Origin of the sequence: Mesorhizobium sp. M0011, from assembly GCF_040324155.1 — a bacterium.
In the GTDB taxonomy this organism is placed as follows: domain Bacteria; phylum Pseudomonadota; class Alphaproteobacteria; order Rhizobiales; family Rhizobiaceae; genus Mesorhizobium.
In genome coordinates, this window is record NZ_JAMYVQ010000006.1 from 220,593 (window position 1) to 245,014 (window position 24,422).

At 61.8% G+C, this 24,422-nt stretch carries 25 protein-coding genes; 14 read left to right on the forward strand and 11 right to left on the reverse strand.

The features are described from left to right. Positions 1–69: 69 nt before the first annotated feature. On the reverse strand, positions 70–1,644 hold the full coding sequence (locus NKK51_RS09665) for a trimethylamine methyltransferase family protein (protein WP_128304378.1): 1,575 nt from the start codon (positions 1,642–1,644) through the stop codon (positions 70–72). Positions 1,645–1,918: 274 nt separating this feature from the next. Here NKK51_RS09665 and NKK51_RS09670 point away from each other — a divergent pair, with 274 nt between their 5' ends. Beyond that, positions 1,919–2,617 (forward strand): cobalamin B12-binding domain-containing protein, encoded by a 699-nt coding sequence (locus tag NKK51_RS09670; RefSeq protein WP_126069400.1) that lies wholly within the window; start codon positions 1,919–1,921, stop codon positions 2,615–2,617. 86 nt (positions 2,618–2,703) lie between these two features. Here NKK51_RS09670 and NKK51_RS09675 read toward each other — a convergent pair whose 3' ends face one another. Further along, positions 2,704–2,844 (reverse strand): entericidin A/B family lipoprotein, encoded by a 141-nt coding sequence (locus tag NKK51_RS09675; RefSeq protein ID WP_013531174.1) that lies wholly within the window; start codon positions 2,842–2,844, stop codon positions 2,704–2,706. Between the two features lie 63 nt (positions 2,845–2,907). Here NKK51_RS09675 and NKK51_RS09680 point away from each other — a divergent pair, with 63 nt between their 5' ends. From NKK51_RS09680 to NKK51_RS09725, 10 genes are all read left to right on the forward strand, one after another. Continuing rightward, the gene (locus tag NKK51_RS09680) at positions 2,908–3,537 is read left to right on the forward strand and encodes a DUF1638 domain-containing protein (protein WP_352552485.1); all 630 of its coding nucleotides are present in this window, start codon (positions 2,908–2,910) and stop codon (positions 3,535–3,537) included. A 112-nt stretch (positions 3,538–3,649) separates the two neighbouring features. Further along, a complete protein-coding gene (locus NKK51_RS09685; RefSeq protein ID WP_352552486.1) occupies positions 3,650–4,225 on the forward strand; it encodes a DUF4893 domain-containing protein in 576 nt (191 codons plus the stop codon). A 92-nt stretch (positions 4,226–4,317) separates the two neighbouring features. Next, positions 4,318–5,097 carry a formyl transferase gene (locus NKK51_RS09690; RefSeq protein WP_352552487.1) on the forward strand — a complete coding sequence of 260 codons (780 nt, stop codon included), beginning with the start codon at positions 4,318–4,320 and terminating at the stop codon, positions 5,095–5,097. A 203-nt stretch (positions 5,098–5,300) separates the two neighbouring features. Beyond that, positions 5,301–5,603 (forward strand): virulence factor, encoded by a 303-nt coding sequence (locus NKK51_RS09695; protein WP_023812316.1) that lies wholly within the window; start codon positions 5,301–5,303, stop codon positions 5,601–5,603. Further along, entirely contained in the window at positions 5,596–6,222 is a 627-nt protein-coding gene (locus NKK51_RS09700; RefSeq protein ID WP_352552489.1) for a methylenetetrahydrofolate reductase C-terminal domain-containing protein, read from the forward strand. Before NKK51_RS09695 ends, NKK51_RS09700 begins: the two co-directional genes overlap by 8 nt. Beyond that, on the forward strand, positions 6,219–7,310 hold the full coding sequence (locus NKK51_RS09705; protein ID WP_128304383.1) for a methylenetetrahydrofolate reductase: 1,092 nt from the start codon (positions 6,219–6,221) through the stop codon (positions 7,308–7,310). Before NKK51_RS09700 ends, NKK51_RS09705 begins: the two co-directional genes overlap by 4 nt. Before the next feature lie 141 nt (positions 7,311–7,451). Beyond that, complete coding sequence (locus tag NKK51_RS09710; protein WP_023812319.1) at positions 7,452–8,426, forward strand: methyltetrahydrofolate cobalamin methyltransferase; 975 nt, start codon at positions 7,452–7,454, stop codon at positions 8,424–8,426. Next, a complete protein-coding gene (locus tag NKK51_RS09715) occupies positions 8,377–10,527 on the forward strand; it encodes an ASKHA domain-containing protein (RefSeq protein ID WP_352552491.1) in 2,151 nt (716 codons plus the stop codon). Before NKK51_RS09710 ends, NKK51_RS09715 begins: the two co-directional genes overlap by 50 nt. Positions 10,528–10,725: 198 nt before the next feature. Then, positions 10,726–10,905 (forward strand): hypothetical protein, encoded by a 180-nt coding sequence (locus tag NKK51_RS09720; RefSeq protein WP_348629751.1) that lies wholly within the window; start codon positions 10,726–10,728, stop codon positions 10,903–10,905. 232 nt (positions 10,906–11,137) lie between these two features. Further along, positions 11,138–12,085 (forward strand): alpha/beta hydrolase, encoded by a 948-nt coding sequence (locus NKK51_RS09725; RefSeq protein ID WP_128304386.1) that lies wholly within the window; start codon positions 11,138–11,140, stop codon positions 12,083–12,085. A 27-nt stretch (positions 12,086–12,112) separates the two neighbouring features. On the opposite strand, the gene NKK51_RS09730 is transcribed toward NKK51_RS09725, so the two are convergent. Then, entirely contained in the window at positions 12,113–13,012 is a 900-nt protein-coding gene (locus NKK51_RS09730) for a LysR substrate-binding domain-containing protein (RefSeq protein WP_127291815.1), read from the reverse strand. Positions 13,013–13,230: 218 nt separating this feature from the next. Here NKK51_RS09730 and NKK51_RS09735 point away from each other — a divergent pair, with 218 nt between their 5' ends. The 3 genes from NKK51_RS09735 to NKK51_RS09745 all read left to right on the forward strand — a co-directional run bounded on the left by NKK51_RS09735 (position 13,231) and on the right by NKK51_RS09745 (position 15,174). Beyond that, positions 13,231–13,416, forward strand: a complete 186-nt coding sequence (locus NKK51_RS09735) for a hypothetical protein (protein WP_013531162.1) — start codon at positions 13,231–13,233, stop codon at positions 13,414–13,416. A gap of 339 nt (positions 13,417–13,755) precedes the next feature. Continuing rightward, entirely contained in the window at positions 13,756–13,890 is a 135-nt protein-coding gene (locus NKK51_RS09740; RefSeq protein WP_023812324.1) for a hypothetical protein, read from the forward strand. Positions 13,891–14,235: 345 nt separating this feature from the next. Next, positions 14,236–15,174 carry a GlxA family transcriptional regulator gene (locus NKK51_RS09745; protein ID WP_348625597.1) on the forward strand — a complete coding sequence of 313 codons (939 nt, stop codon included), beginning with the start codon at positions 14,236–14,238 and terminating at the stop codon, positions 15,172–15,174. A 76-nt stretch (positions 15,175–15,250) separates the two neighbouring features. Here the strand turns inward: NKK51_RS09745 and NKK51_RS09750 are convergent, their stop codons facing one another. The 8 genes from NKK51_RS09750 to NKK51_RS09785 all read right to left on the reverse strand — a co-directional run bounded on the left by NKK51_RS09750 (position 15,251) and on the right by NKK51_RS09785 (position 24,392). Then, complete coding sequence (locus NKK51_RS09750) at positions 15,251–15,592, reverse strand: peptidase inhibitor family I36 protein (RefSeq protein ID WP_023812325.1); 342 nt, start codon at positions 15,590–15,592, stop codon at positions 15,251–15,253. 166 nt (positions 15,593–15,758) lie between these two features. After that, a complete protein-coding gene (locus NKK51_RS09755; protein ID WP_352552493.1) occupies positions 15,759–16,607 on the reverse strand; it encodes a DUF1194 domain-containing protein in 849 nt (282 codons plus the stop codon). A gap of 84 nt (positions 16,608–16,691) precedes the next feature. After that, complete coding sequence (locus tag NKK51_RS09760) at positions 16,692–19,253, reverse strand: GcvT family protein (protein ID WP_352552494.1); 2,562 nt, start codon at positions 19,251–19,253, stop codon at positions 16,692–16,694. 154 nt (positions 19,254–19,407) lie between these two features. Further along, positions 19,408–20,166 carry an FkbM family methyltransferase gene (locus tag NKK51_RS09765; protein ID WP_352552496.1) on the reverse strand — a complete coding sequence of 253 codons (759 nt, stop codon included), beginning with the start codon at positions 20,164–20,166 and terminating at the stop codon, positions 19,408–19,410. Further along, on the reverse strand, positions 20,163–21,395 hold the full coding sequence (locus NKK51_RS09770) for a hypothetical protein (protein WP_352552498.1): 1,233 nt from the start codon (positions 21,393–21,395) through the stop codon (positions 20,163–20,165). The genes NKK51_RS09765 and NKK51_RS09770 overlap by 4 nt, the downstream gene beginning before the upstream one ends. Before the next feature lie 8 nt (positions 21,396–21,403). Next, on the reverse strand, positions 21,404–22,834 hold the full coding sequence (locus NKK51_RS09775) for an aspartate aminotransferase family protein (protein WP_352552546.1): 1,431 nt from the start codon (positions 22,832–22,834) through the stop codon (positions 21,404–21,406). 104 nt (positions 22,835–22,938) lie between these two features. Beyond that, on the reverse strand, positions 22,939–23,946 hold the full coding sequence (locus tag NKK51_RS09780; RefSeq protein WP_352552500.1) for an NAD-dependent epimerase/dehydratase family protein: 1,008 nt from the start codon (positions 23,944–23,946) through the stop codon (positions 22,939–22,941). Beyond that, entirely contained in the window at positions 23,943–24,392 is a 450-nt protein-coding gene (locus NKK51_RS09785; RefSeq protein WP_352552501.1) for an EamA family transporter, read from the reverse strand. The genes NKK51_RS09780 and NKK51_RS09785 overlap by 4 nt, the downstream gene beginning before the upstream one ends. Positions 24,393–24,422 lie beyond the last annotated feature (30 nt).

A 24,422-nucleotide genomic window follows, 5' to 3' on the forward strand; every position in this document is an offset into this window, starting at 1 on the left:
GAACGCGCTCCGCCAGACTTCCTTGTGGATGATGTTGGCGACTTTAGCCCCGCCTGACTCGGGCTCCTTTCAAGTGAAGGCGTCGGGCATCGACCCCTTCTTCTTGGCGATGAAGTCCTGCAACGCTTCGTCGATGCTCGGATCGAGATACGGCGCCTCGTAGCTCTCCAGCCAGCGGCGGGCGAGTTCGTTGGCACGTTGGGGCGCGGTCTTCTCGCCTTCGGCCAGCCACTGCTCGTAGGAATTGTTGTCGGCGATGTTGGAGCGGTAGAAGGCGGTCTGGAAATTGGCCTGGGTGTGGTCGCAGCCGAGATAGTGGCTGCCGGGGCCGACCTGGCGGATGGCGTCCATCGCCTGGCCGTTTTCCGACAGGTCGACGCCCTCTGAGAATTTCTGCGTCATGCCGAGCTGATCGATGTCCATCATGAATTTCTCGTAGCAGGACGCCAACCCGCCCTCGAGCCAGCCGGCCGAATGCAGCACGAAATTGGTGCCGGCCAGGATGGTCGAGTTCAGCGTGTTGGCGCTCTCATAGGCGGCCTGCGCATCCGGAACCTTGGACGCGCAGAGCGAACCGCCGGTGCGGAACGGCAGGCCCAGCCGACGCGCCAGCTGCGCGGCGCCATAAGACACCAGCGACGGCTCCGGCGTGCCGAAGGTCGGCGCTCCCGACTGCATCGAAATCGACGAGGCGAAGGTGCCGAACAGCACCGGCGCGCCGGGACGGATCAGCTGCGTGAACGAGGCGCCGGCCAGCACTTCGGCCAGGACCTGCGTCAGCGTGCCGGCCACCGTCACCGGGCTCATCGCGCCGGCAAGGATGAACGGCGTGACGATGCAGGCCTGGTTGTGGCGCGCATAGACTTTCAGCGCGCCGAGCATGGTCTCGTCGAACACCATCGGCGAGTTGGCGTTGATCAGGCTGGTCAGCACCGTGTTGTTCTCGACGAAATCGTCGCCGAACACGATCTTGGCCATGGCGACGGTGTCTTCGGCGCGTTCCGGCGCGGTCACCGAGCCCATGAACGGCTTGTCGGAATATTTGATGTGGCTGTAGATCATGTCGAGGTGGCGCTTGTTGACCGGCACGTCGACTGGCTCGCACACCGTGCCGCCCGAATGGTGGATCGACGGCGCCATATAGGCGAGCTTCACGAAATTCTGGAAATCCTCGATCGTCGCATAACGCCTGACGCCATCGAGGTCACGCACGAAGGGCGGACCGTAGACTGGCGCAAAGACGGTGGCATTGCCGCCGATCTGCACCGAACGCTCGGAATTGCGCGCATGCTGAGTGTAGACGGACGGCGCGGTCTTGAGCAGCGAACGGCACAGCCCCTTCGGAAAGTGCACGCGCTCGCCCTTGACGTCGGCACCGGCCTCTTTCCAGAGTTGCAGCGCTTCGGCGTCATCGCGAAAAATGATGCCGATCTCTTCGAGCACCGTGTCGGTGTTCTTTTCGATAATCGCCAGGCCTTCCTCGTCCAGCACCTCGTAGACGTTGATCTTGCGCTTGATGTAGGTGAGCTGCGTGCCTGGGCCACCGCCTGAACGCGCGGCACGCCGGGCAGCAGCCCCGCCGCTGGCGCCGCGCCCACGTCGCGCGTTTGACGCTTCCTGATCGACTGCCGCGTGTTCGCTCATGGTGGTTCTTCCCTGAATCTGTTCTTGTCTGGAATCCATAGCGGCTGCATCTCGCCGCTTCTTGCCAGATCGTAGCCATGCACCCTATTCGAAACGGCCCGCCAGCGCCAACGCCTGTCGCAAAATCGACAAGAATTCCAAGAGAGTTACGGTCGCTTTCCTTTTGCGGGAAGTCGCAAATCAGCTATGGATACATGCCCTCAGCGGGTTAGGTATGAACGCGAAGATGTGTGCCTTGCGACATGGTCGCGATGCCGGCAGGAGCTCGATACAAATGTCCGACGACGAGATCATCCTTTCCGAACTTTCCGACGACGAGTTGGTGCAGCAGATGCACGACGATCTCTATGACGGGCTGAAGGAAGAGATCGAGGAAGGCACCAACATCCTGCTCGAGCGCGGCTGGGTGCCCTACAAGGTGCTGACCGAGGCACTGGTCGAAGGCATGCGCATCGTCGGCGAGGATTTTCGCGACGGCATCCTGTTCGTTCCCGAAGTGCTGCTGTCCGCCAATGCGATGAAGGCCGGCATGTTCATCCTGCGTCCGCTGCTCGCCGCCACCGGCGCGCCGAAGCAGGGCAAGATGGTCATCGGCACCGTCAAGGGCGACATCCACGACATCGGCAAGAATCTCGTCGGCATGATGATGGAAGGTGCTGGCTTCGACGTCATCGATCTCGGCATCAACAATGCGGTCGAGAAATATCTCGATGCGATCGAACAGCACCAGCCGGACATCATCGGCATGTCGGCACTGCTGACCACGACCATGCCTTACATGAAGGTCGTCATCGACACGATGAAGGAAAAGGGCATCCGCGACGATTATGTCGTGCTGGTCGGCGGCGCGCCGCTGAACGAGGAGTTTGGCAAGGCCGTCGGCGCCGATGCCTATTGCCGCGATGCGGCGGTGGCGGTCGAGACCGCCAAGGACTACATGAAGCGCAAGCACAATGTGCGCGCTTCGGCCTGATTGGCCAATTCGGCATGGACAATAGGAAGCCGCGCCTTGCAGCGCGGCTTTTTTGTTCCCAGATGGTGAAGAAGGCCGCGCGCGGATCAGGGCTTGGTGACGGTGTCCTCGACCGCCTTGGCAGTCGATTTGACATCCCTGCCGACGCCGCGAACGGTGTTCGCGCAAGCCGCAAGGGCCAAGGCGCAGGCCAGGATGGCAATCGGCGTGATGCGTAGCAGTTTCATGGACGGTGTCTCCCTCAATAGATAAATTAGCGCCACAACAACGAAGGCCGTTCGACTGGTTCCATGGCCAAGACGCAAAAAACGAAACCGAATCAAGACGACAGGCTGCTCGTCATCGCCTGCGGGATGATTGCGCGCGAAGTTCTGGCCGTCAAGGAACAGCTCGGACTGGATCATCTCGACCTGACCTGCCTGCCGGCGGAATTCCATTTCTATCCGGACCGCATCGCACCGGCCATGGACCAGGCGATCGAAAAGGCCAAGGCGGAGGGTTACGAACACATCTTCGTCGGCTATGCCGATTGCGGCACCGGCGGCCTGCTCGACAGGATCTGCGAGAAGCATGGCGTCGAGCGCATGGCCGGCCCGCACTGCTTCGCCTTCTATCAAGGCATGGAAGCCTACGCGAAAATCGCCGACGACGACATGATGTCGTTCTACATGACCGACTTCCTGTGCCGCCAGTTCGACGCCTTCTTCATGAAACCGCTCGGCCTCGACAAGCACCCGGAGCTGATCAAGGACTATTTCGGCAACTACGAAAAGCTGATCTACCTTGCCCAGACCAACGATCCGGAGCTCGACAAGGTCGCCGAAAAGGCCGCCAAAATGCTCGGTCTCGTCTATGAGCGCCGCGCCACTGGCTATGGCGACCTGACGGCCGGAATGGCGCAGGCGGCTGCACACGCCTGAAGCAATTCTTGACCCGCCATGCTCCAACCCTGGATGACAGGCCATCGAGAACGGGTAAGTTGTGCGCCACAAGGCAACAGGCCCTCCAGCCATTCGAACGTGGAAACGCACGATGACCCCTCGCCTCTTGATAGCCGCACTCGGTCTCCTCTGTTTCGCCCTGCCCGCTCATGCCGATGGCGAGATACAGAAACTCATCACCCCGGCCGACAAGAAGCGGCTCGACAATTATGGCGAGACGCGCAAGGCGGCGCTTGCCGAAGCGAAAGCTGGAGACGCGGCCGAGGTCAAGCAACTCGACGCCTTGCTGGCAAAACCGCTGGTGGCCTTTTCCGACAAGGACCTGACCGGCAGTTGGCGGTGCCGCACCATCAAGGCCGGCGGGCCTTTGCCGCTCGTCATCTATGGCTGGTTCAAGTGCAAGGTGACCGACGACGGTTCCGGCTGGCGGCTGGAAAAGATCAGCGGTTCGCAGCGCACCAAGGGCCGCTTCTTCGACGATGGCGAGAAACGCGCGATCTATCTCGGCTCCTTCTATGTCAAGGATGATCCGGCAAAGCCCTATGGAAGCGGCCCGCAAACCGACCAGGTCGGCTACGCCTTCCGCAACAGCGCCAAGGAATGGCGTATCGAATTTCCGGCGCCCTACTACGAATCGAAGCTCGATATCATCGAATTCAAGCGCTGACTGTGTATCGAAGGCTGATCACCAAGGATTAACCCGGACGCCCTAGCATCCCAACCATTATCAAGAACGGGTTGCTTGGAGGGGCAATATCCATGGCAGCATCAGAATCCAGCACGCGGATCGTGGTCGTCACCGGAGGCGGCCAGCATGTCTGGGCTATGATCAATGCAATCGCCGATCGCGTTGGTCCTGTCAGCGTCGTCCTCGAAACCCCTGAATCCAAAAAGCAATTGCTGCGTGGCCGGGCTCGCCGCCAAGGCTGGATCTCCGCCATGGGCCAGCTTGGCACGATGGTGCTGAGCAGGTTGGGCAAGCGATTCCTGGCCGGCCATAGCGCGCGATTGATTGCCGAGGAGAAGCTGGAGGTTGAGCCGCGACCAGGCCAGGAGATCATCCAAGTAGCCTCGGCCAATGGGCTTGAGTGCCTGCAGGCGATTCAGAAGATCCGGCCAGGCGTTGTGCTGCTCAACGGTTGCCGACTAATCTCGGCTGAGATGCTGAGCAAAATGCCCTGCCCGGTGCTCAACTACCATGCGGGCATCACGCCGAAATATCGCGGCATGAATGGCGGCTATTGGGCTCTGGTATCAGGCGATGCGCAGAATTTCGGCACGACTGTCCACCTCGTCGACGCTGGCGTCGACACCGGTGGCGTGCTGAAGCAGGCGCGCGGACGATCGAAAAAGGGCGACACCATCTCAAGTCACGCGCTACGCCAGACGGCGTTCTCGCGCGACATCTGCGTCGAGGCCGTCAGCGATGCACTGGCTGGAAAACTCACGACGATCGATCCCGGCCTGCCTTCGAAGCTGTGGTATCATCCGACGATCTGGTTCTACGTCTGGACGGGCCTCAGAACCGGCATCTGGTAGCGAGTTCCTCGCCCGTATCCGCATGCCGCACGCTGGCTCTTCCGGCGCGTCGAACCTGCCGCCAGCACACGCCGCAAACGAATAAACCCACCTTTCATTTTACGACATCCAAATGCGTCGCTTTTGAATGCGCGCGCGTCGTCCCATAACAAGCGGCCCCACTGCGCTTCCGGCAATGCTCGCAGATCGAGGAGTGAGAATTCATGGCCGATCTGATCGTCGTCTACTGGCGCGACATCCCAGCCCAAATCATCGTCAAGAAGGGCCGGCAGAACGCCAAGCGCGAACTGCCGCTGCGCTTCACCGAGGCGATCGACATGTGCGCGATGCGCACTGGCGCCGGCGGCACCGACGATTATCTGGCCGAATGGCGCAAGGCCGATCCCGTCCCGGTCGGCGATGACCTCGAAGCCGAGGTCGAGAAGGCATTCAACGATATCGACACGAAATACGACCGCGAGCGGCTGGTCGCCCTGGTCAAGGCGGGCGGCAAAGAAAATGTCTGAAACCATTCCTGCCAAGGAGGGGCCGGCTGTTACCCAGGCCACTTTGGTCAAGAAGGCAGCGCCGAAATCCGACTACAAGCCGGCCGACGTATCGCCGCAGCGGCGCGTGCAGCGCTCCTTCGCGGTCCGGCTGTGGTCGATCAGGCACTCGCGCCTGCTCGAATGGTTCTACGGCAAGTTCGCCGACATGTTCCTGCTCCTTCATCCCCTGTGGAAAGGCATCGGCTACGGCCGTGTCGAAGGACCGATCAAATTCGTCGAGAAGCGCGTCAAGGGCTTCATGTTCGACTGCCGCATGTGCGGCCAGTGCATCTTGTCCTCGACCGGCATGTCGTGCCCGATGAACTGCCCCAAGCAATTGCGCAACGGCCCTTGCGGCGGCGTCCGCGCCAACGGCAATTGCGAGGTCGAGCCCGATATGCCCTGCGTCTGGGTCAAGGCCTGGGAAGGCTCGCAAAACATGGTGCACGGCGACAGGATCCTGACCGTGCAGAAGCCGGTCGACCAGTCGCTGCGCGAAACCTCAGCCTGGCTGCGGGTGACCGCGCAGGCGGCCACCGCGCGCGAAGCGGCCGCTGCCGCCAAGACTGAGACGGCCAACACCGGGGCGTCGGCATGATCGGCCGCCAGCGCGACGAGAACCCGGCTGGCATCCACCTGCCGCTTGAGCCCTTGCCCGGCCACACCTCGCGCGGCCGGCTGGAGCGCGTGCTTAGGCGCGGCGAATTCGCGGTGACGACCGAACTCAACCCACCCGACAGCGCCGATCCCGAAGACGTCTATAACAGGGCGAAGATTTTCGATGGCTGGGTCGACGCCATCAACGCCGTCGACGCATCGGGCGCCAATTGCCACATGTCGTCAGTCGGCATCTGCGCGTTGCTGACCCGCATGGGCTATGCGCCGATCATGCAGATCGCCTGCCGCGACAAGAATCGGATCGCCATCCAGGGCGACGTGCTGGGTGGTGCCGCCATGGGCGTGGCCAACATGCTGTGCCTGACCGGCGACGGCGTGCAGGCCGGCGACCAGCCCGGCGCCAAGCCGGTGTTCGACCTCGACTGCATGTCGCTGTTGGAAACCTGCCGTATCATGCGCGACAATGGCAAGTTCCTGTCCGGCCGCAAGCTGACGACGCCGCCGCAGCTTTTCCTGGGTGCTGCGATCAACCCGTTCGCGCCGCCGATCGATTTCCGGCCGCATCGCCTGGGCAAGAAGATCGCCGCCGGCGCGCAATTCGTACAGAGCCAATATTGCTTCGACGTGCCGATGTTCCGCACCTACATGCAAAAGGTGCGCGACCTCGGCTACACCGAAAAATGCTTCATCCTGGTTGGCGTCGGCCCGCTCGCCTCGGCCAAGACGGCCAAATGGATCCGCTCGAACGTGCCGGGCATCCATATTCCCGATTCAGTCATCAAGCGGCTGGAAGGCGCCCAGGACCAGAAGAAGGAAGGCAAGCAGCTCTGCATCGACATCATCAACGAGGTGAAGGAAATATCAGGCGTTTCCGGCGTTCACGTAATGGCCTACCGGCAGGAGGAATATGTCGCCGAGATCGTCGATGAATCGGGCGTTCTGAGGGGCCGCCAGCCGTGGAAACGTGAGATCCGTCGCGACGACCAGATGGTCGCCGACCGGCTCGACAGCATCTTGCACGACGACATTACCGAAACGCAGGTGGACATGGTGAAGACCGCGCACTGATGTATGTCGCCCAAAAGTGGGAACCGGTTTTGGGACAACGACATACTTTAACTCGAGGCGAAGCGCGGACGGCCACCCATTCGCTTGAACGAAAACAGACAACGATATAAAGAAATCTTTATATCACGGCGGAGAGAATTCATGACCCGTACCATCGTCGCTTCGGCGACACGAGAAATCATCATCGGCTTCGACCAGCCGTTCTGCGTGATCGGTGAACGCATCAATCCGACCGGCCGCAAGAAGCTGGCCGCCGAGATGATCGCGGGCAATTTCGAGACCGTCATCAGGGACGCATTGGAGCAGGCAGCCTGCGGCGCCACCATGCTCGACGTCAACGCGGGCGTCACCTCGGTCAATCCGAACGAGACCGAACCCGGCCTCTTGGTGCAGACGCTGGAGATCGTGCAAGGGCTTGTCGACCTGCCGCTGTCGATCGACAGCTCCGTCACCGCCGCGATCGAAGCCGCGTTGAAGGTCGCCAAGGGCCGCCCGCTGGTCAACTCCGTCACCGGCGAGGAAGAAAAGCTCGAAGCCATCCTGCCGCTGGTCAAGAAGTACAATGTGCCTGTCGTCGCCATCTCCAACGACGAGACCGGCATTTCGATGGACCCGGACGTGCGCTTTGCCGTCGCCAAGAAGATCGTGCAGCGCTGCGCCGATTTCGGCATCCCCGCGCATGACGTCGTCGTCGACCCGCTGGTCATGCCGATCGGCGCGCTGGGCGATGCCGGCCGCCAGGTCTTCGCGCTGCTGCGACGCCTGCGCGAAGAGCTCAAGGTCAACACCACCTGCGGCCTGTCCAACATCTCCTTCGGCCTGCCGCATCGCCACGGCATCAACGCCGCCTTCATCCCGATGGTGATCGGCGCCGGCATGACATCAGCCATCATGAACCCGGTGCGCCCGCAGGAAATGGAAGCCGTGCGCGGCGCCAATGTGCTGAACGGCACCGACGAGAACTGCACCAACTGGATCAGGACCTACAAGGACTACAAGCCGGCCGAAGGCGGCCAGGCGGTCGCCGCCCCGACGCAGGTCAATGCGCCGGGCGACGGCGCCGGCAATGGCGGCCGCCGCCGTGGCGGCCGTGAAGCCCGGATGGGCCGAGGATAAGCGCGCAATCGTGAACTCACCTGCAAACATCACCGATCCGCTCGTGCTTTTCATGCCGTCCGGCAAGCGCGGGCGGTTTCCTGTCGGCACACCGGTGCTTGATGCCGCGCGCCAGCTTGGTGTCTATGTCGAAAGTGTGTGCGGCGGACGCGCCACCTGCGGGCGCTGCCAGATCGAAGTGCAGGAAGGCAATTTCGCCAAGCACAAGATCACCTCTTCCAACGACCACATCACGCCCAAGGGCGCCAAGGAAGAGCGCTATGAGCGCGTCCGCGGCCTGCCCGAACGGCGCCGCCTCTCCTGCTCGGCGCAAATCCTCGGCGACCTCGTCATCGACGTGCCGCAGGACACCGTGATCAACGCGCAGACCATCCGCAAGGATGCCGACACCAGGGTCATCGCCCGCGATTCGGCGATCCGCATGTGCTATGTCGAGATCGAAGAGCCCGACATGCACAAGCCGCTTGGCGACCTCGACCGCCTGAAGATCGCGCTGATGCACGACTGGGGCCTGAAAAGCCTCGATTTCGATTTTCATCTGCTGCCGCAGGTGCAAGGTATCCTGCGCAAGGGCAACTGGACCGCGACCGCCGCCATCTACAAGGATGCCGACTCAGAGACAGCGCGCGTCGTGGCGCTGTGGCCCGGCCTCAAGAACGAAGCCTATGGGCTGGCTTGCGACATCGGCTCGACCACCATCGCCATGCATCTGGTATCGCTGCTATCGGGCCGCGTCGCCGCCTCGTCGGGCACCTCGAACCCGCAGATCCGCTTCGGCGAGGACCTGATGAGCCGCGTCTCCTATGTGATGATGAATCCTGACGGGCGCGAAGGCATGACGGTCGCCGTGCGCGAGGCGATCTCGGGTCTCGTCGACAAGGTCTGTGCCGAAGGCAATGTCCAGCGCAACGACATCCTGGACAGCGTCTTCGTCGGCAATCCGATCATGCACCATCTGTTCCTCGGCATCGATCCGACCGAGCTTGGCGGCGCGCCCTTTGCGCTGGCCGTTTCGGGCGCCGTGCATATCAAGGCATCCGACATCGGCCTGAAGCTCAACCAGGGCGCCAGACTCTACATGCTGCCTTGCATCGCCGGCCATGTCGGAGCGGACGCGGCGGCGGTGACGCTGTCGGAAGGCCCGCATCGCCAGGACGAGATGATGCTGATCGTCGATGTTGGCACCAATGCCGAGATCGTACTGGGCAATCGCCAGCGGGTGGTTGCGGCCTCCTCGCCCACCGGCCCTGCCTTCGAGGGTGCTGAAATCTCCGGCGGCCAGCGCGCCGCACCGGGCGCGATCGAGCGCGTGCGCATCGACCCAGACACGCTGGAGCCGAAATACCGCGTCATCGGCTCGGAACTGTGGTCCGACGAACCGGGCTTCCTGGAGAGCGTCCAGGCAACCGGCGTCACCGGCATCTGCGGTTCCGGCATCATCGAAGTGGTGGCCGAGATGTATCTCGCCGGCATCATTTCCGAGGACGGCGTCATCGACGGCGGGCTTTCGGCCCGTTCGCCGCGCGTCACCGCCAACGGCCGCACCTTCTCCTATGTGCTGAAGGAAGGCTCCGCCGCATTGACGGAAGATGGGCCGAAGATCACCATCACCCAGACCGATGTGCGCGCCATTCAGCTTGCCAAGGCAGCGCTTTATGCCGGGACCAAGCTGTTGATGGAAAAGCAGAACACCGAGCATGTCGACCGCATCCATTTCGCCGGCGCCTTCGGCTCCTTCATCGATCCGAAATACGCCATGGTGCTCGGGCTGATCCCGGATTGCGACCTCGACAAGGTCTCGGCCGTCGGCAACGCCGCAGGTGCCGGCGCCCGCATGGCGCTGCTCAATCGCGGCTATCGCCGTGAGATCGAGGACACGGTCAGCAAGATCGAGAAGATCGAGACGGCGCTGGAACCGAAATTCCAGGAGCATTTCGTCTACGCCATGGCGCTGCCCAACAAGGTCGATCCGTTCCCGAAACTGTCGGCGGCGGTGAAGCTGCCGCCGCGCAAGACGGTCAGCGAGGACGGCGTTGCCGGCGATGCTGCTCCGCGCCGGCGTTCTCGCGAAGGCCACGCCGCCAGGCGTGGACGGGAATAATAAGCGGCCGCGCCCCCAGGCCGCCTCCTTTCCAAACTCATTTGCATGCAAATGTTTCCGGATCACTTGATCCGGAAACCAAAACGCTGTTTTCGTGAAATTCGCCAGATACATGGCAGGCGCATTCAACCGGCATCGAATGGCAGGCTGGAGATATCTTTCAGCCGTCGCAACGCTCCAGAGGAGACAACGATGTCAATGCTCGAAAGCCTCGGCCGCTATGGCACGGCCATCAAGAATGCTCACGACCGCAGCAAGGCGCGGCGCTTGTTGAACAGCCTGCCGCCTGAGATTCAGAAGGACATCGGCTGGCCGGTGTCGCCGCGATCCAGCGAAAAGGCAGCACTCATCAACACCATCTGGAGCGCCGCGCGCTGATGACCTTCGCCGACAAATGCAAATTGCTCGGCATGCGCCGGGGATCTCGCATGTCCCCGGCGACCACCAGCAACCGGCTGCGTGCCGCACTTTTGCCGCGCCGCTGAGCATCGCGGCGCGGATCACACCAGCGTGTAGACGCGGGCGTGAATCTTGACATTTTCAGCCACGGCACGATCTTTCGATTTAGGGGGTTCTCTTAGTCGGCTTTGGCCGAAGTTCGCGTATCCGCATGCCAAGTTTGAAAAGCCATGTCGTGTCTTTTGTCCTGCGGCACAGCCGCAAGCAGGCATTTGCCAGTCCGGAAAATCTGCAGCGCTGGATCGCGGCCGCGCGCAAGACCGAGAACCACCGGCCGCCCGCCTCGCTGCACCAGCGTCTCGACATCGAGATGCATACGGTCGATGGCTTCCCCGTCTACGAAATCGCACCCAGGACCGGCGAGCAGAAGCGGATTCTCTACTTGCACGGTGGTGCATATGTCTTTGAAATCACACCCTATCATTGGCACCTAATCGCCGAGATGGCGGATCGGCTGGGCTACGGGATCACGGTGCCGATCTATCCAATCGCTCCCGAACACGATTTCCATGCCATGTTCGGAATGGTTGGCGATGTCTACCGGCAGATGCTCGCCGAGACGGAAGCCGAAGACATCGTCTTCATGGGCGATTCCGCCGGCGGCAATATGGCTGTGGTGCTGACCATGATGGCCGCCGAAGAAGGACTGCCCCTGCCGTCGCGGCATGTGCTCATTTCGCCGGGTCTCGACGTGTCGCTCACCAATCCCGCAGTGTTCGAGGCGGAACGCAACGACCCTTGGCTGGGCATAGCTGGCGGACGAGAGGCAATTCGCCTGTACAGTGCCGGCATCGATCCCAGCGATTGGCACATCAGCCCGGTCTATGGAGATTTGTCCGTGCTGCCAAGGACGCTGCTTTTGACCGGCTCGCGCGATCTTTTGACTCCCGACAATCTGATCTTCGCCGAAAAAGCCCGCGCAGCCGGCGTTGAAATCGATCTTGTCTATGAGGAAGGCATGTTCCACGTCTGGCCGCTGATCGACATGCCGGAAGCGCGGCGCGCCCGCGAGCGCATCGTCGCCTTTCTCGGGGAGAGCCGGATCGTGCACGATACGAGAGTAAGGCATGAACAGCGCCCCGCCGAAGCGGCGGAGTAGCTCTATACTATCGTCCTTGCCAGCCGGTCAGAACTTGCCGGTTTCCCGGAAGACTTCGAAAGTCGCGCGGATGTGGTCGGCAACGGCCTTGACCGGGGCACTGGCATCCGGCGCCACCACCATCGCCAGATTGTAGGTCCCGATGTCGGGCATGCCGTCCTTCGGGCAGAGTTCGACCATGTCGTTGCCGAGGAACGACTTCGGCAATGGCGCCACGGCGAGATCGGACATGATCGCGGCGCGCTGGCCGGCCGTGTGCGCGCTCATATAGGCGATGCGGTAGTTGCGGCCCTCGCGGCCAAGCGCGTCGAGCGCCCCGGCACGCCAGGCGCAGCCCTCTTCCCACAGCGATACCGGCAAGGGCTCGCGCAGATGCGCACAGCCGCCCTTGGCACCGGCCCAGACGATCGGCTCGGTCAGCAGCACCTCGGCGCCGAGCGCGCTGGTCTTGTAGGAATTGGTCAACAGCGTGATGTCGAGCGCCCGGTCGTCCATGCGCCGGCGCAGATTGCTGCTCTGGTCTATGGTGACGTCGACGGCGATCGACGGATGCGACTGCGCGAAACGCTTCAGCACATGCGGCAGCACGCGCTCACCGTAATCGTCCGGCGAGCCAAGCCGCACCACACCGACAATGTCGGGAATGATGAACTTCGACACCACCTCGCGATTGATGGACAGCAGCCGGCGGGCATAGCCGAGCAGCATCTCGCCGTCCGTCGTCAGCGACACCGAGCGAGCGTCGCGCGCGAACACGGAGCGGCCGAGAATGTCCTCGAGCTTCTTGATCTGCATGGAAACGGCCGACGGCGTGCGGAACACGGCATTGGCGGCGGTGGTGAAGCTGCCGGTCTCGGCAATCGCCACGAACGTGCGCAAAACATCGAGATCGAGCAGTGGCAGCGGATGATTGAGCGGGGCGTTCATGGCAACCGACCTTCAATTTTTCTGATGCAAAACATCATTCCATTTCGTTTGATTGAACATCAGAATGGGTGGATAGTCAACTCCATCGAAGCAGTAGCTGCCACAAGCAGCCATGAAACGACCTCGACACAGACCTGCATTCGACACGAAATGAAGTTGAAACAAACCCGCAGTAGCCAACTCGCTGTCTGGCACTAGCCAACCCAAAGGAGAAAGAGATGTCTATCCTGTCGTCCCTTGGTCGCATCGCGACCGAATTCAGCGCGGCACGCGCGCGCTATCAGACCGAGCGCGCTATCCGCTCCCTGCCGATCGAACTGCAGAAGGACATCGGCTGGCCTGAAGCTTCCGACACCAAGACCGGTACTCGCAATGGCATCGGATCCTGGGCTGGAGCAAAGTAGATCGTGTGTACCATGTGCTGAAGGCCTGCCGCGTAGCCCGCCCGGCAGGCCTTCTCTGTTTCATTTGTATTCAAATGAGTTTTTGGAGCCATGTCGCCGGCGCATGGCGCATATGAGAAAGCCGCATAGCAGCTCCTGTTTCCAATTAATGCCTTGTAAATAATCGTAAATTTTGGGCACCTTGCTCAAATCTGTCGCAATCGATGTCGCATTTCATATCAAGCGCTTCGCTTTTGCGATTTAGTTTCTACTTACACAAGCCTATATCAGCGCCAGCAAACGAGCTGCCCCACTCCATCAAGCGAAGGCGACCCGTCTAAGCAACAAATGGAGATGATTATGAAGCTTTTTGCACGCCTCTTTGCCCGCCGCGAAATGAACCTGACCACCGCTCTCGAGCGTCAGCGTCTTGCCAACACCATGCCCGGCCAGACCGGCGCCATGAATGCGGCGCGCCTCGGCTTCATCGCCTGAAGATTTCTAGAGGCAGCGCATCCCTGCCGCTGCTTTAAAATTGCAACGCCGCCTGGCTCCAGCCAGAGCGGCGTTTTGTTCTGTGCGCAGGCCGTACGTTGCCCGTCCCTTGAACAGTTCGTGCCACTTCCAGGGCTCGCTGCACGCCGATTGCCCATTTGCGACCCATGTCGCAAATTTAATCTTGTCGTAGCGGCGTAGCCGATTGACAGACATGGTTTTTCCTGATGTCGCTATGCCATTCGCGACATCCTGTTCGCGCCATGGCTGTGTGAGGTTCCCTTGAACGCGGTAAAGCATCCGATCAAGCGATCGTTTGTATTCTTCCTTATTCCCGATTTCACCATGATCGCTTTTGCGACCGCGCTCGACCCGCTGCGCTCGGCCAATCGCATGCTCGGCTACGAGGCCTATCGCTGGCGCCTCGCCAGCATCGACGGCAAGCCGGTGCGCGCCTCGAACGGGGTCGAATGCGCGGTCAACACCTCGCTCGAGGATGAGCGCAAGAAGATGGCCGGCCCCGACCGGCCGAACATGGCCATCGTCTGCAGCGGCATCAATGTCGAGCGTTATCAGAACAAGTCCGCCTTCGCCTGGCTGCGCGAGGAATACAATCGCGGCGTCGCCGTCGGCGGCCTGTGCACCGGCGCGCATATCCTCGCCGCCGCCGGCCTGTTGTCCAACAAGCGCTGCGCCATCCACTGGGAGAACCTGCCGGGCTTTTCCGAGGCGTTTCCGAAGGCCAATGTCTTTGCCGACCTCTTCGAGATCGACCAGAATATCTACACCTGCGCCGGCGGCACTGCCGCGCTCGACATGATGCTGAAGCTGATCGGCGACGACTTTGACGAGAACCTCGTCAACCGCGTCTGCGAGCAAGTGCTGACCGACCGCGTACGCAGCCCCACCGACCGCCAGCGCCTGCCACTACGCGCCCGCCTCGGCGTCCAGAACTCGAAGGTGCTGACCATCATCGAACTGATGGAGGGCAATCTGTCGGAGCCGCTGTCACTGATCGAGATCGCCGACCATGTCGATCTGTCGCGCCGCCAGATCGAGCGGCTGTTCCGCACCGAGATGGGCCGCTCCCCTGCCCGCTACTATCTGGAAATCCGGCTCGACCGCGCCAGGCATCTCTTGATCCAGTCGTCGATGCCGGTAGTCGAGGTGGCGGTCGCCTGCGGCTTCGTCTCGGCATCGCATTTCTCCAAATGCTACCGAGAACTCTACGCCCGCTCGCCGCAGCAGGAGCGCGTAGACCGCAAGCAGCTGCTGGCGGCCTGATCCGATACGCCCACGGACAAACAGGCTAGTGTCATGATATCGTCAGGCAGCGGCGCCCCGCTGCCTGGAACCAACCTCAGTAATCGTCGCAGGTGCATTCCGCCGAGGAGATACGGTCGTTCCAGTCACTGCCGCCCAAATTGCGGATCCTGCGCGTGATCTCGATCGAGCGGCCGCCCATCCTAGAATCCTCATAGGCCACGAGCGTGCAGCCGCGGCGAACGATCACCGACGACACACGGTCATTCCAGAACTGGCCGCCACGAAAATTTACGGAATCCTCGGCACCCATGCCGATGGACCGCCCGCGAAAATTCCCGTTCTCGAACATGATACAGGCAGCCTGGTTGTATTGGGCGCTGGCGACGTCGGCATACAGCACGGACGCGACTGCGGTCAGGATGGCAAGACGTCTCATCGGTTTTTCCTCGGTTCGGCAGCGCTCCTGGCTGGGTCACGCGGCCTGCCCAGTTTGCCACTGCTTCGGTCGCGGAGGCAAGCCTGGAGCGTAAGCCCGAACAGGTAGGCAGCGGGGCAAGAGCGGGAGCCGGTTCGGCAAAGATCACGCTCAATGGGGAAGAGCTTTAGCGGCTGTCGAACATCCAGCTGCGGTTTCGCCACATTTTCTCGCCGACCAGACAGTCGGTGGTGGATCTCTCCTGTGCCAATATCACCGGCGGATGCGCGGCTTCTTCCGCTGCCCATTGCGGCGAGGCCGGACCGGCGAGTTCCAACACCAGCTTGCGGCGAATGGCTTCGGGAAACTGCGTCCAGTCATTGACCGGGATCATGAAGGCTCCGGGACCACCAATGACGCAGTCGCTGTAGTAGCGATCGAGATTGCTGACGTCGTAGGCGCCGATGAAGCCGCCTCGCGTCATCAGCGGCAGGCCGTTGATGACGATGCCTTGCTTGATCAGCTCGTCGCGGGTCAGGTTGACCGGCGCGCCCTGATTGTTGGGGCCGTCGCCCGAAATGTCGATGACCCGCTTCGTGCCTCGGTAGCCGCTTTCGGCGAACAGGTCGTTGCCGAACTCCAGCGCTCCGGAGATCGAGGTGCGTCGCGCGCTGTTGGGCGGCTGCGCCGACAACTGCGCAACCACGCGCTCGGCGTCGGTGCGGCTGGCGATCACCGTCCACGGCACGATGACGCGCTGCCAGGTGGTACCGGCCCATTCGACATAGGTAACGGCGATCTTGCCATGGGCGCCGTCGGCAATGGCCTGCAGCACATTGTCGTGCGTCAGCGCCGCTGCGTAGCCGTGACGCTGGATCTCGAGCTCTTCCGGCGACATCGACAGCGAAACGTCGACCGCCAGCACCAGCTCGACATCGACCGGCTCATCCGCAAGGGACGCCGACGTCAGCCAGAGCGTCAGCGCCAGAGCGGCGCCGCCTGAAAGGAAATGTCTTGCGCAGGCAAAAGCAGACATTCCGCAAGGGTAAGCGAAAGCAGTCCGTTTAAAAAGGGAAAAGCCCGACCAAGGCCGGGCTTTGCGTTCTCGAATTCTGCTGCTTCAACTGCGCGGCTTCAAATTCTCCGGATCATAAAGCGGCTTGTAGCCGACAGCGGCCACTTCGACCGGATATGTCTCGCCAAAATACTCAATGGTAAGCTTGCGGCCTTCCTGGGCGTAGGCCCATGGTAGATAGGCAAGACCGATGTTCTTGCCGATGGTCGGGCCATAGGCCATCGAGGTGGTGAAGGACCGGCGGCCGAGGTCGTCGACCAGCGTTTCGCCGGTCTTCGGGTCCATTACCGGCATGGTGCCAACGGGATAGCGGGCAACGCCTTTGGAATCGACATTGTTGGTCATCACCAGCGTGCACAGCATGGCCGGTTGGTGCTCGCGGGCGCGGTATTCGACATGCTTGGCCTTGCCGCAAAAGTCGTTCTCCTTGACCTTCGGACGCGCAAGATCGGCTTCGAGCAGATTGTACTCGGTCAAAAGGTCGGCGTTCTGCAGGCGCAGGCTCTTTTCCATGCGGCGGGTGTTGGCATAGGTCTCAACGCCGAAGGGCATCACGCCGGTCGAGCGCAAGGCGTCCCAGACGGCCAGGCCGTCCTCGTAGCGCATGTGCAGTTCCCAGCCCTGCTCGCCGACATAGGAGATGCGGAAAGCGGTGACATCCTTGCCGCCGATCCGGACCGGCTTGATCGCCGCGAATGGGAAGTTCTCAACAGAGAGCCCGTCCGGATTTTCGACCACCTTCTGCAAGGTCGCCCGGGCATTCGGCCCCCAGATGCCGATGGTGACATATTTCTCGGTCACGTCGGTGATGGTGACGTCGAAACCTTTGTCCTGTGCCGTGCGGCGCATGTACTGGAAGTCGCGCGGACCGGCGTCGGCGCCATCGATCAAACGGCAGCGATCGGCCATGCGGATGACGGTGAAGTCGGCGCGCACCATGCCTTCCTCGTCGAGAAAGTGGGTGTAGATGCCCTTGCCGATGTTGTTGTCGCCGCCGATCTTGGCCGCGCACAGCCATTCCAGCAGCGCGACATGGTCGGGACCCTCGATGTCGTACATGGCGAAATGCGACAGGTTGACGATGCCGCAATCCTCGCTCATGGCGAGATGTTCGGCATTGGAGACGCGCCAGAAATGGCGGTTGTCCCATTCGTTCTCACGCACCGGTACGCGGTTGCCGTATTTTTCCAAAAGATGCTCGTTGGCGGCATAGCCGTGGGCGCGCTCCCAGCCGCCGAGCTCCATGAAATAGCCGCCGAGTTCCTTCTCGCGCTCCCAGAACGGCGAGCGCCTGATGTTGCGGGCTTTGGAGAACGGTTCGCGCGGATGCACCGCCGGATTGTAGACCTTCATCGCCGTCTCGGTGCAGCGGTCCCAGATGAACTGCTCCTTGGTCTGGTGCGGATAGAAGCGCGCATAGTCGATCGCGTGATGGTCGATTTCCGTGCGGCCGTCGGTCATCCAGTCGGCGATCAGCTTGCCCATGCCGGGACCATCCTTGACCCAGATGGCGACGGCATACCAAAGGCCTCGCACCTTCTGGCTTTCGCCCATGGACGGGCCGCCATCAGCCGTCACCTGGAGAAGCCCGTTGAAGGAATGGCTCTCATTGTAGCCGAGCTCGCCGAGGATCGGCGTCAGTTCCATGGCGCGTTCGAGCGGTGCCAGGATCTGCTCCATGTCGAGGTCGCGCTGTGAGGGCGAAAGCCGCGCCTGGTCCTTCTCCAGCAGGTCGCGCGGATGGCAAAGGCGCGGATTGGTCTCTTCGTAGTAACCCCACTCGATCTGCCCGCCCTCGGCGGTCTTTGGATCGCCGGTGTCACGCATATAGGCCGAGTTGCCCTGGTCGCGCAGCAGCGGCCAGCCGATCTCCTTGCCGGTGCCGGCAAACTCGTTGTAGGGGCCGAAAAAGGTCAGCGGATGGTCGATCGGCATGACAGGCAGATCCTCGCCGACCATTTCCGCGATCAGCCGGCCCCATATGCCGGCGCAGACGATGACATAGTCGGCCTCGATGGTGCCGCGATCGGTCACCACGCCTGAAATGCGGCCGTCCTTGACGACAAGCGACCGAGCCGGCGTGTTGGCGAAGGATTTGAGCTTGCCCGAGGCTTCCGCCTGGTCGACCAGCTTGCCGGCGACCGTCTGCGAGCGCGGGATGACCAGACCGGCATCGGGATCCCACAGGCCGCCCTGCACCATCGCTTCTTCGATCAGCGGAAATTTTTCCTTGATCTCGGCCGGTTCGATCAGACGGGCGCACGTGCCAAACGCCTTGGCGGAGGCGATCTTGCGCTTGATCTCTTCCATGCGGCTGTCGTCGCCGACACGCGCGACCTCAAGGCCGCCGATACGCGCGTAATGACCCATCTTCTCGTAGAAATCGATGGAGTAGAGCGTCGTCCAGCACGACAGGAAATCGTGGCTGGTGGTGTAGCAGAAGTCGGAGGCGTGCGCGGTCGAGCCGATATCGGTCGGGATGCCTGATTTGTCGATGCCGACAATGTCGTCCCAGCCGCGTTCGATCAGATGATGGGCGATCGATGCGCCGACAATACCGCCCAGGCCGACGATGACGACCTTCGCCTTTTTCGGAAACTCTGCCATTGCCCGCGACTCCAAAGTGATAAAGCGGGCGGACTATAGAGCGGAGCGGCAGCACGATTGAAGCCTGTTTGCGACATTGGCAAAAAGCCGAGCGACCAGACGGCAGAATGCTTCACACCGGCGCCTGGGGCGGTTCGCTTTTCGGTGGGCTAACTCAGGCGAAGGCCCAGATGTCCTCGGCCTGGAAACCGACCTGATAGCCTGATGTCTTCAGCTTGACCACGACCTGGCCGATCTCGGCGGCCAGCAGCGCGCCAACCTCGACCTTGATCATGCCGGGACGGTAGCGCTTGAGGTCGAGCTGTTCGAAGACGATCCAGTCGGCGCCCTCGCAATCGACGAGGAAAGCGTCGATATGGCTGATGCCGTTGCGATCGAGCAGCGTCTGCAAGGTCTCGGATGGCACCTCGATGTCCCTGAGATGCGGCGCGAACTTGTTGAAATTGGCGTCGGCCTCGCCCCAGGCATTCTTGCCCGACATCAGATTGGTGTCGGTGACCGACGAGCAGCCGATGAACTCGATGGGCAGCGTGCCGGCCTCGAGCGCGGCGGCATCGAAGGTGTGGACGGTGATCGTACCCTTGGCCTTTGTCACCGCCACCGGCTCGATGATGAACCGGCTGGTGTCGGGGTAGTTGGCGCGCAGCCGTTTCTGATTGTAGGGGATCGGCTCGACCAGCATCGCGCGTGCGCCAGCTATGCGGTGCAGCCACGGCGTGACGTCATCGAACAGCGCGCCGTCGCAGGCGCCGACATTGACCATCTGGAACGGCCGTCCTGTCCCACCAAACCGCGCCTTCAGCGCCGCCCTGGCCAGGAATTTCGTGCCACGCAGGGATGGCCCGCGATCGAGAACGCCACTTGGAAGACCAAGCGACAGGGCAACGCGCGCCAGGCTGGATAGCGAACTCATGACTTGTCTCCGGAAATGGCGTGCAAGGCGGCGGGACGCTTGCCGCGAGCCGCGGCCGCCCACAACGCCATGAACGGCGTCGCCAGCAGCAGGAATGGCGGGATCAGATGCGGGAAATAGATGCGCGTGTCGTGGATCGGGAAGACGGTGAACTTCGCCAGCGCGCCGAGCACCAGCGCTGCAAACAGGATGCCGGCGCGGCGATCTAGATGGAAGCCGGCACGGCCGGCGGCAAACCAGCCTGCCAATGCCAGCACCGACACCCCGACCCAATTGTTCAGGCTGACGGCGCGCAGCAGCGAGGTGGCAAACGCCTTGAGATAGGCGGTGACCGAGAATGGCGGTTCGAACCCGTCCATATTGTAGTGCTGCTCGATGCTGGAGAACCACAGATGCGGCCACCAGCCGGGATGATGCGCCCAGTGCGAGATGGCGAAATAAGCGACGAAAGACGAGGCAAAGCCGGCCAGAGCACCCCATGACTTCTGCCGGAAGGCGACGAGAATCACAGCAAAAACAGCAAGGAAAACAATATTGTCCGGCCGGACCATGAAGGCGAGGAAGAGCAGGATCGCGGTCGCCATCTCGCGGCCGCGGACATAGGCGTAAAGCCCGCCGAGCAACAGCGCTGAAGTGAGCAGATCCGGCGTCGAGGCGCGCGCCGCATCGCCGAAATCGGCCATGATCAGCACCGCGCCGACCACAGGCGCCAAGGCCAGTGCCCCCTCGGAGCGCAGCCACATCAGGGCGATCGCGCCGAACAGCAGAACCGAGAACACTGAGACCAGGCGCATCGCCTCGACCGGCGACATCACCGCGCTCATCGTCGACAGGATCTCGGCGTAGAGGAACTTGATCCGGTACATGCCGAGCAGCGAATGGAAGTCGGCGGCATTCTCCGCCATGTGGCTGCGAAAGCCACCGCCATCGTCGGTCAGCGCCTTGTAGTCGCCAGCTGAAACGCCTGATTTGACGGTGTTGTAGGCAAAGTCATGCAGCGCCTGGGCATCGGGATAGGTGCCTTCCTCCGATATAGCGAGATAGGGCAGCATGTCCCAGTTGGCGTCTGGTATCACCCAGGCGGTGAACGCTGTAAAAAGAATGTAGAGCGCGAAGGCCGCCGCGCCGATCGATGCCGCCAGCCGCGCATAAATCCCCTCGCCCCACACCAGACCGGCTCCGATGAGCCGGTCGAGCGGGTTTTGTGGAGCAGGCGACCTGGTCAGCATCGTTCTGCTCAACGAACCTGGCTTTTGACGAAATCCTTCACGATCGACACGATGCCGCGCGACAGCAGGCTGTCGAAGGCATCGACGAAGCGGTCGACATGCTCACGCTGGCAGATCAGCGGCGGCTCGAGCCGGATGACGTTGCGGTTGTATTCGGTGAAGGCGACCAGCACATCGTAGTCGCGCAGCAGCAGCGCCCCGATGAAGCCCGACAGCGAACCCTTCAGCTTGTCGTCGAGCACGCTGACGATCGGCCGCAACACCATCGGCAAGGTCTGCGAGAAGTCGTGGAACTCCAGGCCGATCATAAAACCCTTGCCGCGCACATCCTTGATGATCTTCGGGTACTTTTCCCTGAGTGCCTGCAGGCGCTGCAGCAAATAGTCGCCGGTGACGGCGGCATTGTCGATCAGCCCCTCGTCATAGAGCACGTTGAGCCCCTCGATCGAGGTGACGCAGGCCTCGCCCATGCCGCCGAAAGTCGCCATGGCATGGATCATCGCCGTTTTCGGCGTGCCATAGGCCTTCATGTAAACCTCGCGCCGCGCGATCATGGCTCCCACCGCCGCCTTGCCGGCGCCAAGCGACTTGGCCAGCGCGGTCACATCGGGAATGACGCCGTAATGCTCGAAAGCATAGAAGCGGCCTGACCGGCCATAGCCGCACTGCACTTCGTCGGCGACCCACAACACGCCATACTGGTCGCACAGCGCCCTTAGCTTCTGCCAATATTCAGCAGGCGCCTGGATGATGCCGCCGCCGCCCTGGATGGTTTCCAGCACGATGACGCCGACCTCCGGGTCGGAACGGAACAGGCGCTCGACCGCCTCGATGTCGGCAAACGGGATGCGGACCGTGTTTTCGGCCACCTTGAAGTCGGCGCGGTAGAGCTGGCCGTCGGTGATGCCCAGCACGCCCTTGGTCTTGCCGTGGAAGGAATTCTCGGCATAGACGATCTTCGGTCGCTTCGGACCGGCGGCGCGCTCGGCGAGCTTAACCGCCGCTTCCATCGCCTCCGAGCCGGACGAACCCAGAAACACCATGTCGAGATCGCCGGGCGAGCATTTGGCGATGTTGTGCGCAAGTGCCGCCGCATATTGCGACATGAAGGCGATGGCGATTTCCTGGCGCTTCTCCTCCTGGAATTTCTTGCGTGCTTCCAGGATGCGCGGATGATTGTGGCCGAAGGCCAGCGATCCGAAACCACCGAAGAAGTCGAGGATCTTGCGGCCGTTCTGGTCGATGTAGAACATGGCTTCGGCGCGCTCGATCTTGATCTTGTGGAAGCCGAGCAGCTTCATGAAATGCAGCTGGCCGGGGTTGAGATGCGCCTTGAACAGGTCGGTCATGCGGGCGACATCCATCGCCTTGGCCTGCTCGACGCTGATCAGATGGGGCTTGGCGATGGTGGCGGGCGATAGCGACGGCGCGCTGACCATGGTGCGCACGTTCGTCTGTTCGGGCTTGGCCATGACGGTCATTTCAATCTCCTGTCTGCACGCACGACCAGGATCGGGCGCAACGAAAGCTGTTTTGCGAGCCGCTATTCGGCGGGCACATGTTTGGTGGCGACTGCGTGGCCGGCTTTCTTTGCGCGGTACTCGCTATAGGCGGCGATCAGCATGTCCTCGTCGCGATATTGCGGCACCCAGCCGAGCTGGCGCCCGGCCTTGGACACGTCGAGCACGCAGTCCTCGTCGGCGATCAGATACTGTTCCGGGTCCATGATCGGCATGTTCAAGAGGTCGAGCAGGTCGAGCGTGCGCTTGACCGCCCAGCCCGGTGTCGGGATCAGGATCGATTTCGAGCCGGCATGCCGGATCAAATCGCCGAGCAATTTCTTGACCGGCGGCGGGTTGAGCGAACCCAGATTATAGGCCTCATTAGGCACACCGGCCTTCCAGGCCGCGCGCGCGGCCTCGGCGCAGTCGAACACCGAGATGAACTGATAGGGGTTCCTGCCCGAACCGATCATCGGCACGGGAAGGTTCCAGTCGATCAGCTTGAACAGCTTTTCCAGGATGCCGAGCCGGCCTGGGCCGATGATCAGGCGCGGGCGAAACAGCGAGATCGACATGCCGCGCTTGCGCCATTCGGCCGCCAACTCCTCTGTCTTCTGCTTCGACCAGCCATATTCGCCCAGCGGCGCCACCGGGTGCTCCTCGGTCATCGGCTGCGTGACCGTGTGGCCGTAGATCATGTCGGTCGTGTAGTGGACGAGTTTTGTCGCACCGGCTCTGTCCATGGCCTGCATGATGTGCTCGGTGCCGTGGAAATTCACCGGGAAAAAGAAATCGTGCCGCTTGGCGCGCACCTGGATCGGCGACAGCATCTTTGCCGACAGATTGTAGACCATGTCGTCGGCCGTGAGCCCGACCGCAGCGACCGACGCCGGATCGGTGACCTCGCATTGGACAAAGCGGACGGTGCGGTAATGCGGCAGGTCGCTCTTGACGATGTCGGCGACGACAACCTCTTCACCATCGGCCGCAAGCTTCGGGGCAAGATGGCGGCCGACGAAACCGTCACCGCCGAAAATCACATGTCTCATCGAACGATCTCGTTTGCTTGGATCTTGTCGGGCGTGATGGAAGCGGTCTGGTCCTCATGCTCTCGACCACCCAAATCTCGACCACTTTGCGCGATCAGCACCGTGCCGACGCAGATGAAGGCGATACCGGCGATGCGCCAGCCATTGAGGTCCTCGCGGAAGACGAAATAAGCAAAGATAGCGACGGCAACGTAGGCGAGGCTGAGGAACGGATAAGCAAAGGAGAGCTCGACCTTCGACAGCACATAGAGATGCGAGGCCATCGAGATGACGAAGGTGCAGAGGCCCAGGAACACCCACGGGCTGAAGACGATCTGCAGCAGCTTGACGAGCGGATTGACGCCCTCGAACGAGATCGGCCCGAGCGACATCATGCCTTGCTTCAGCATCAGCTGCGCGGCGGCATTGGTCATGACCGTAAAGAGAATGAAGACGATGTATTTCATGTGTTCCAAGCCACCCCTTCACGCTTCCTA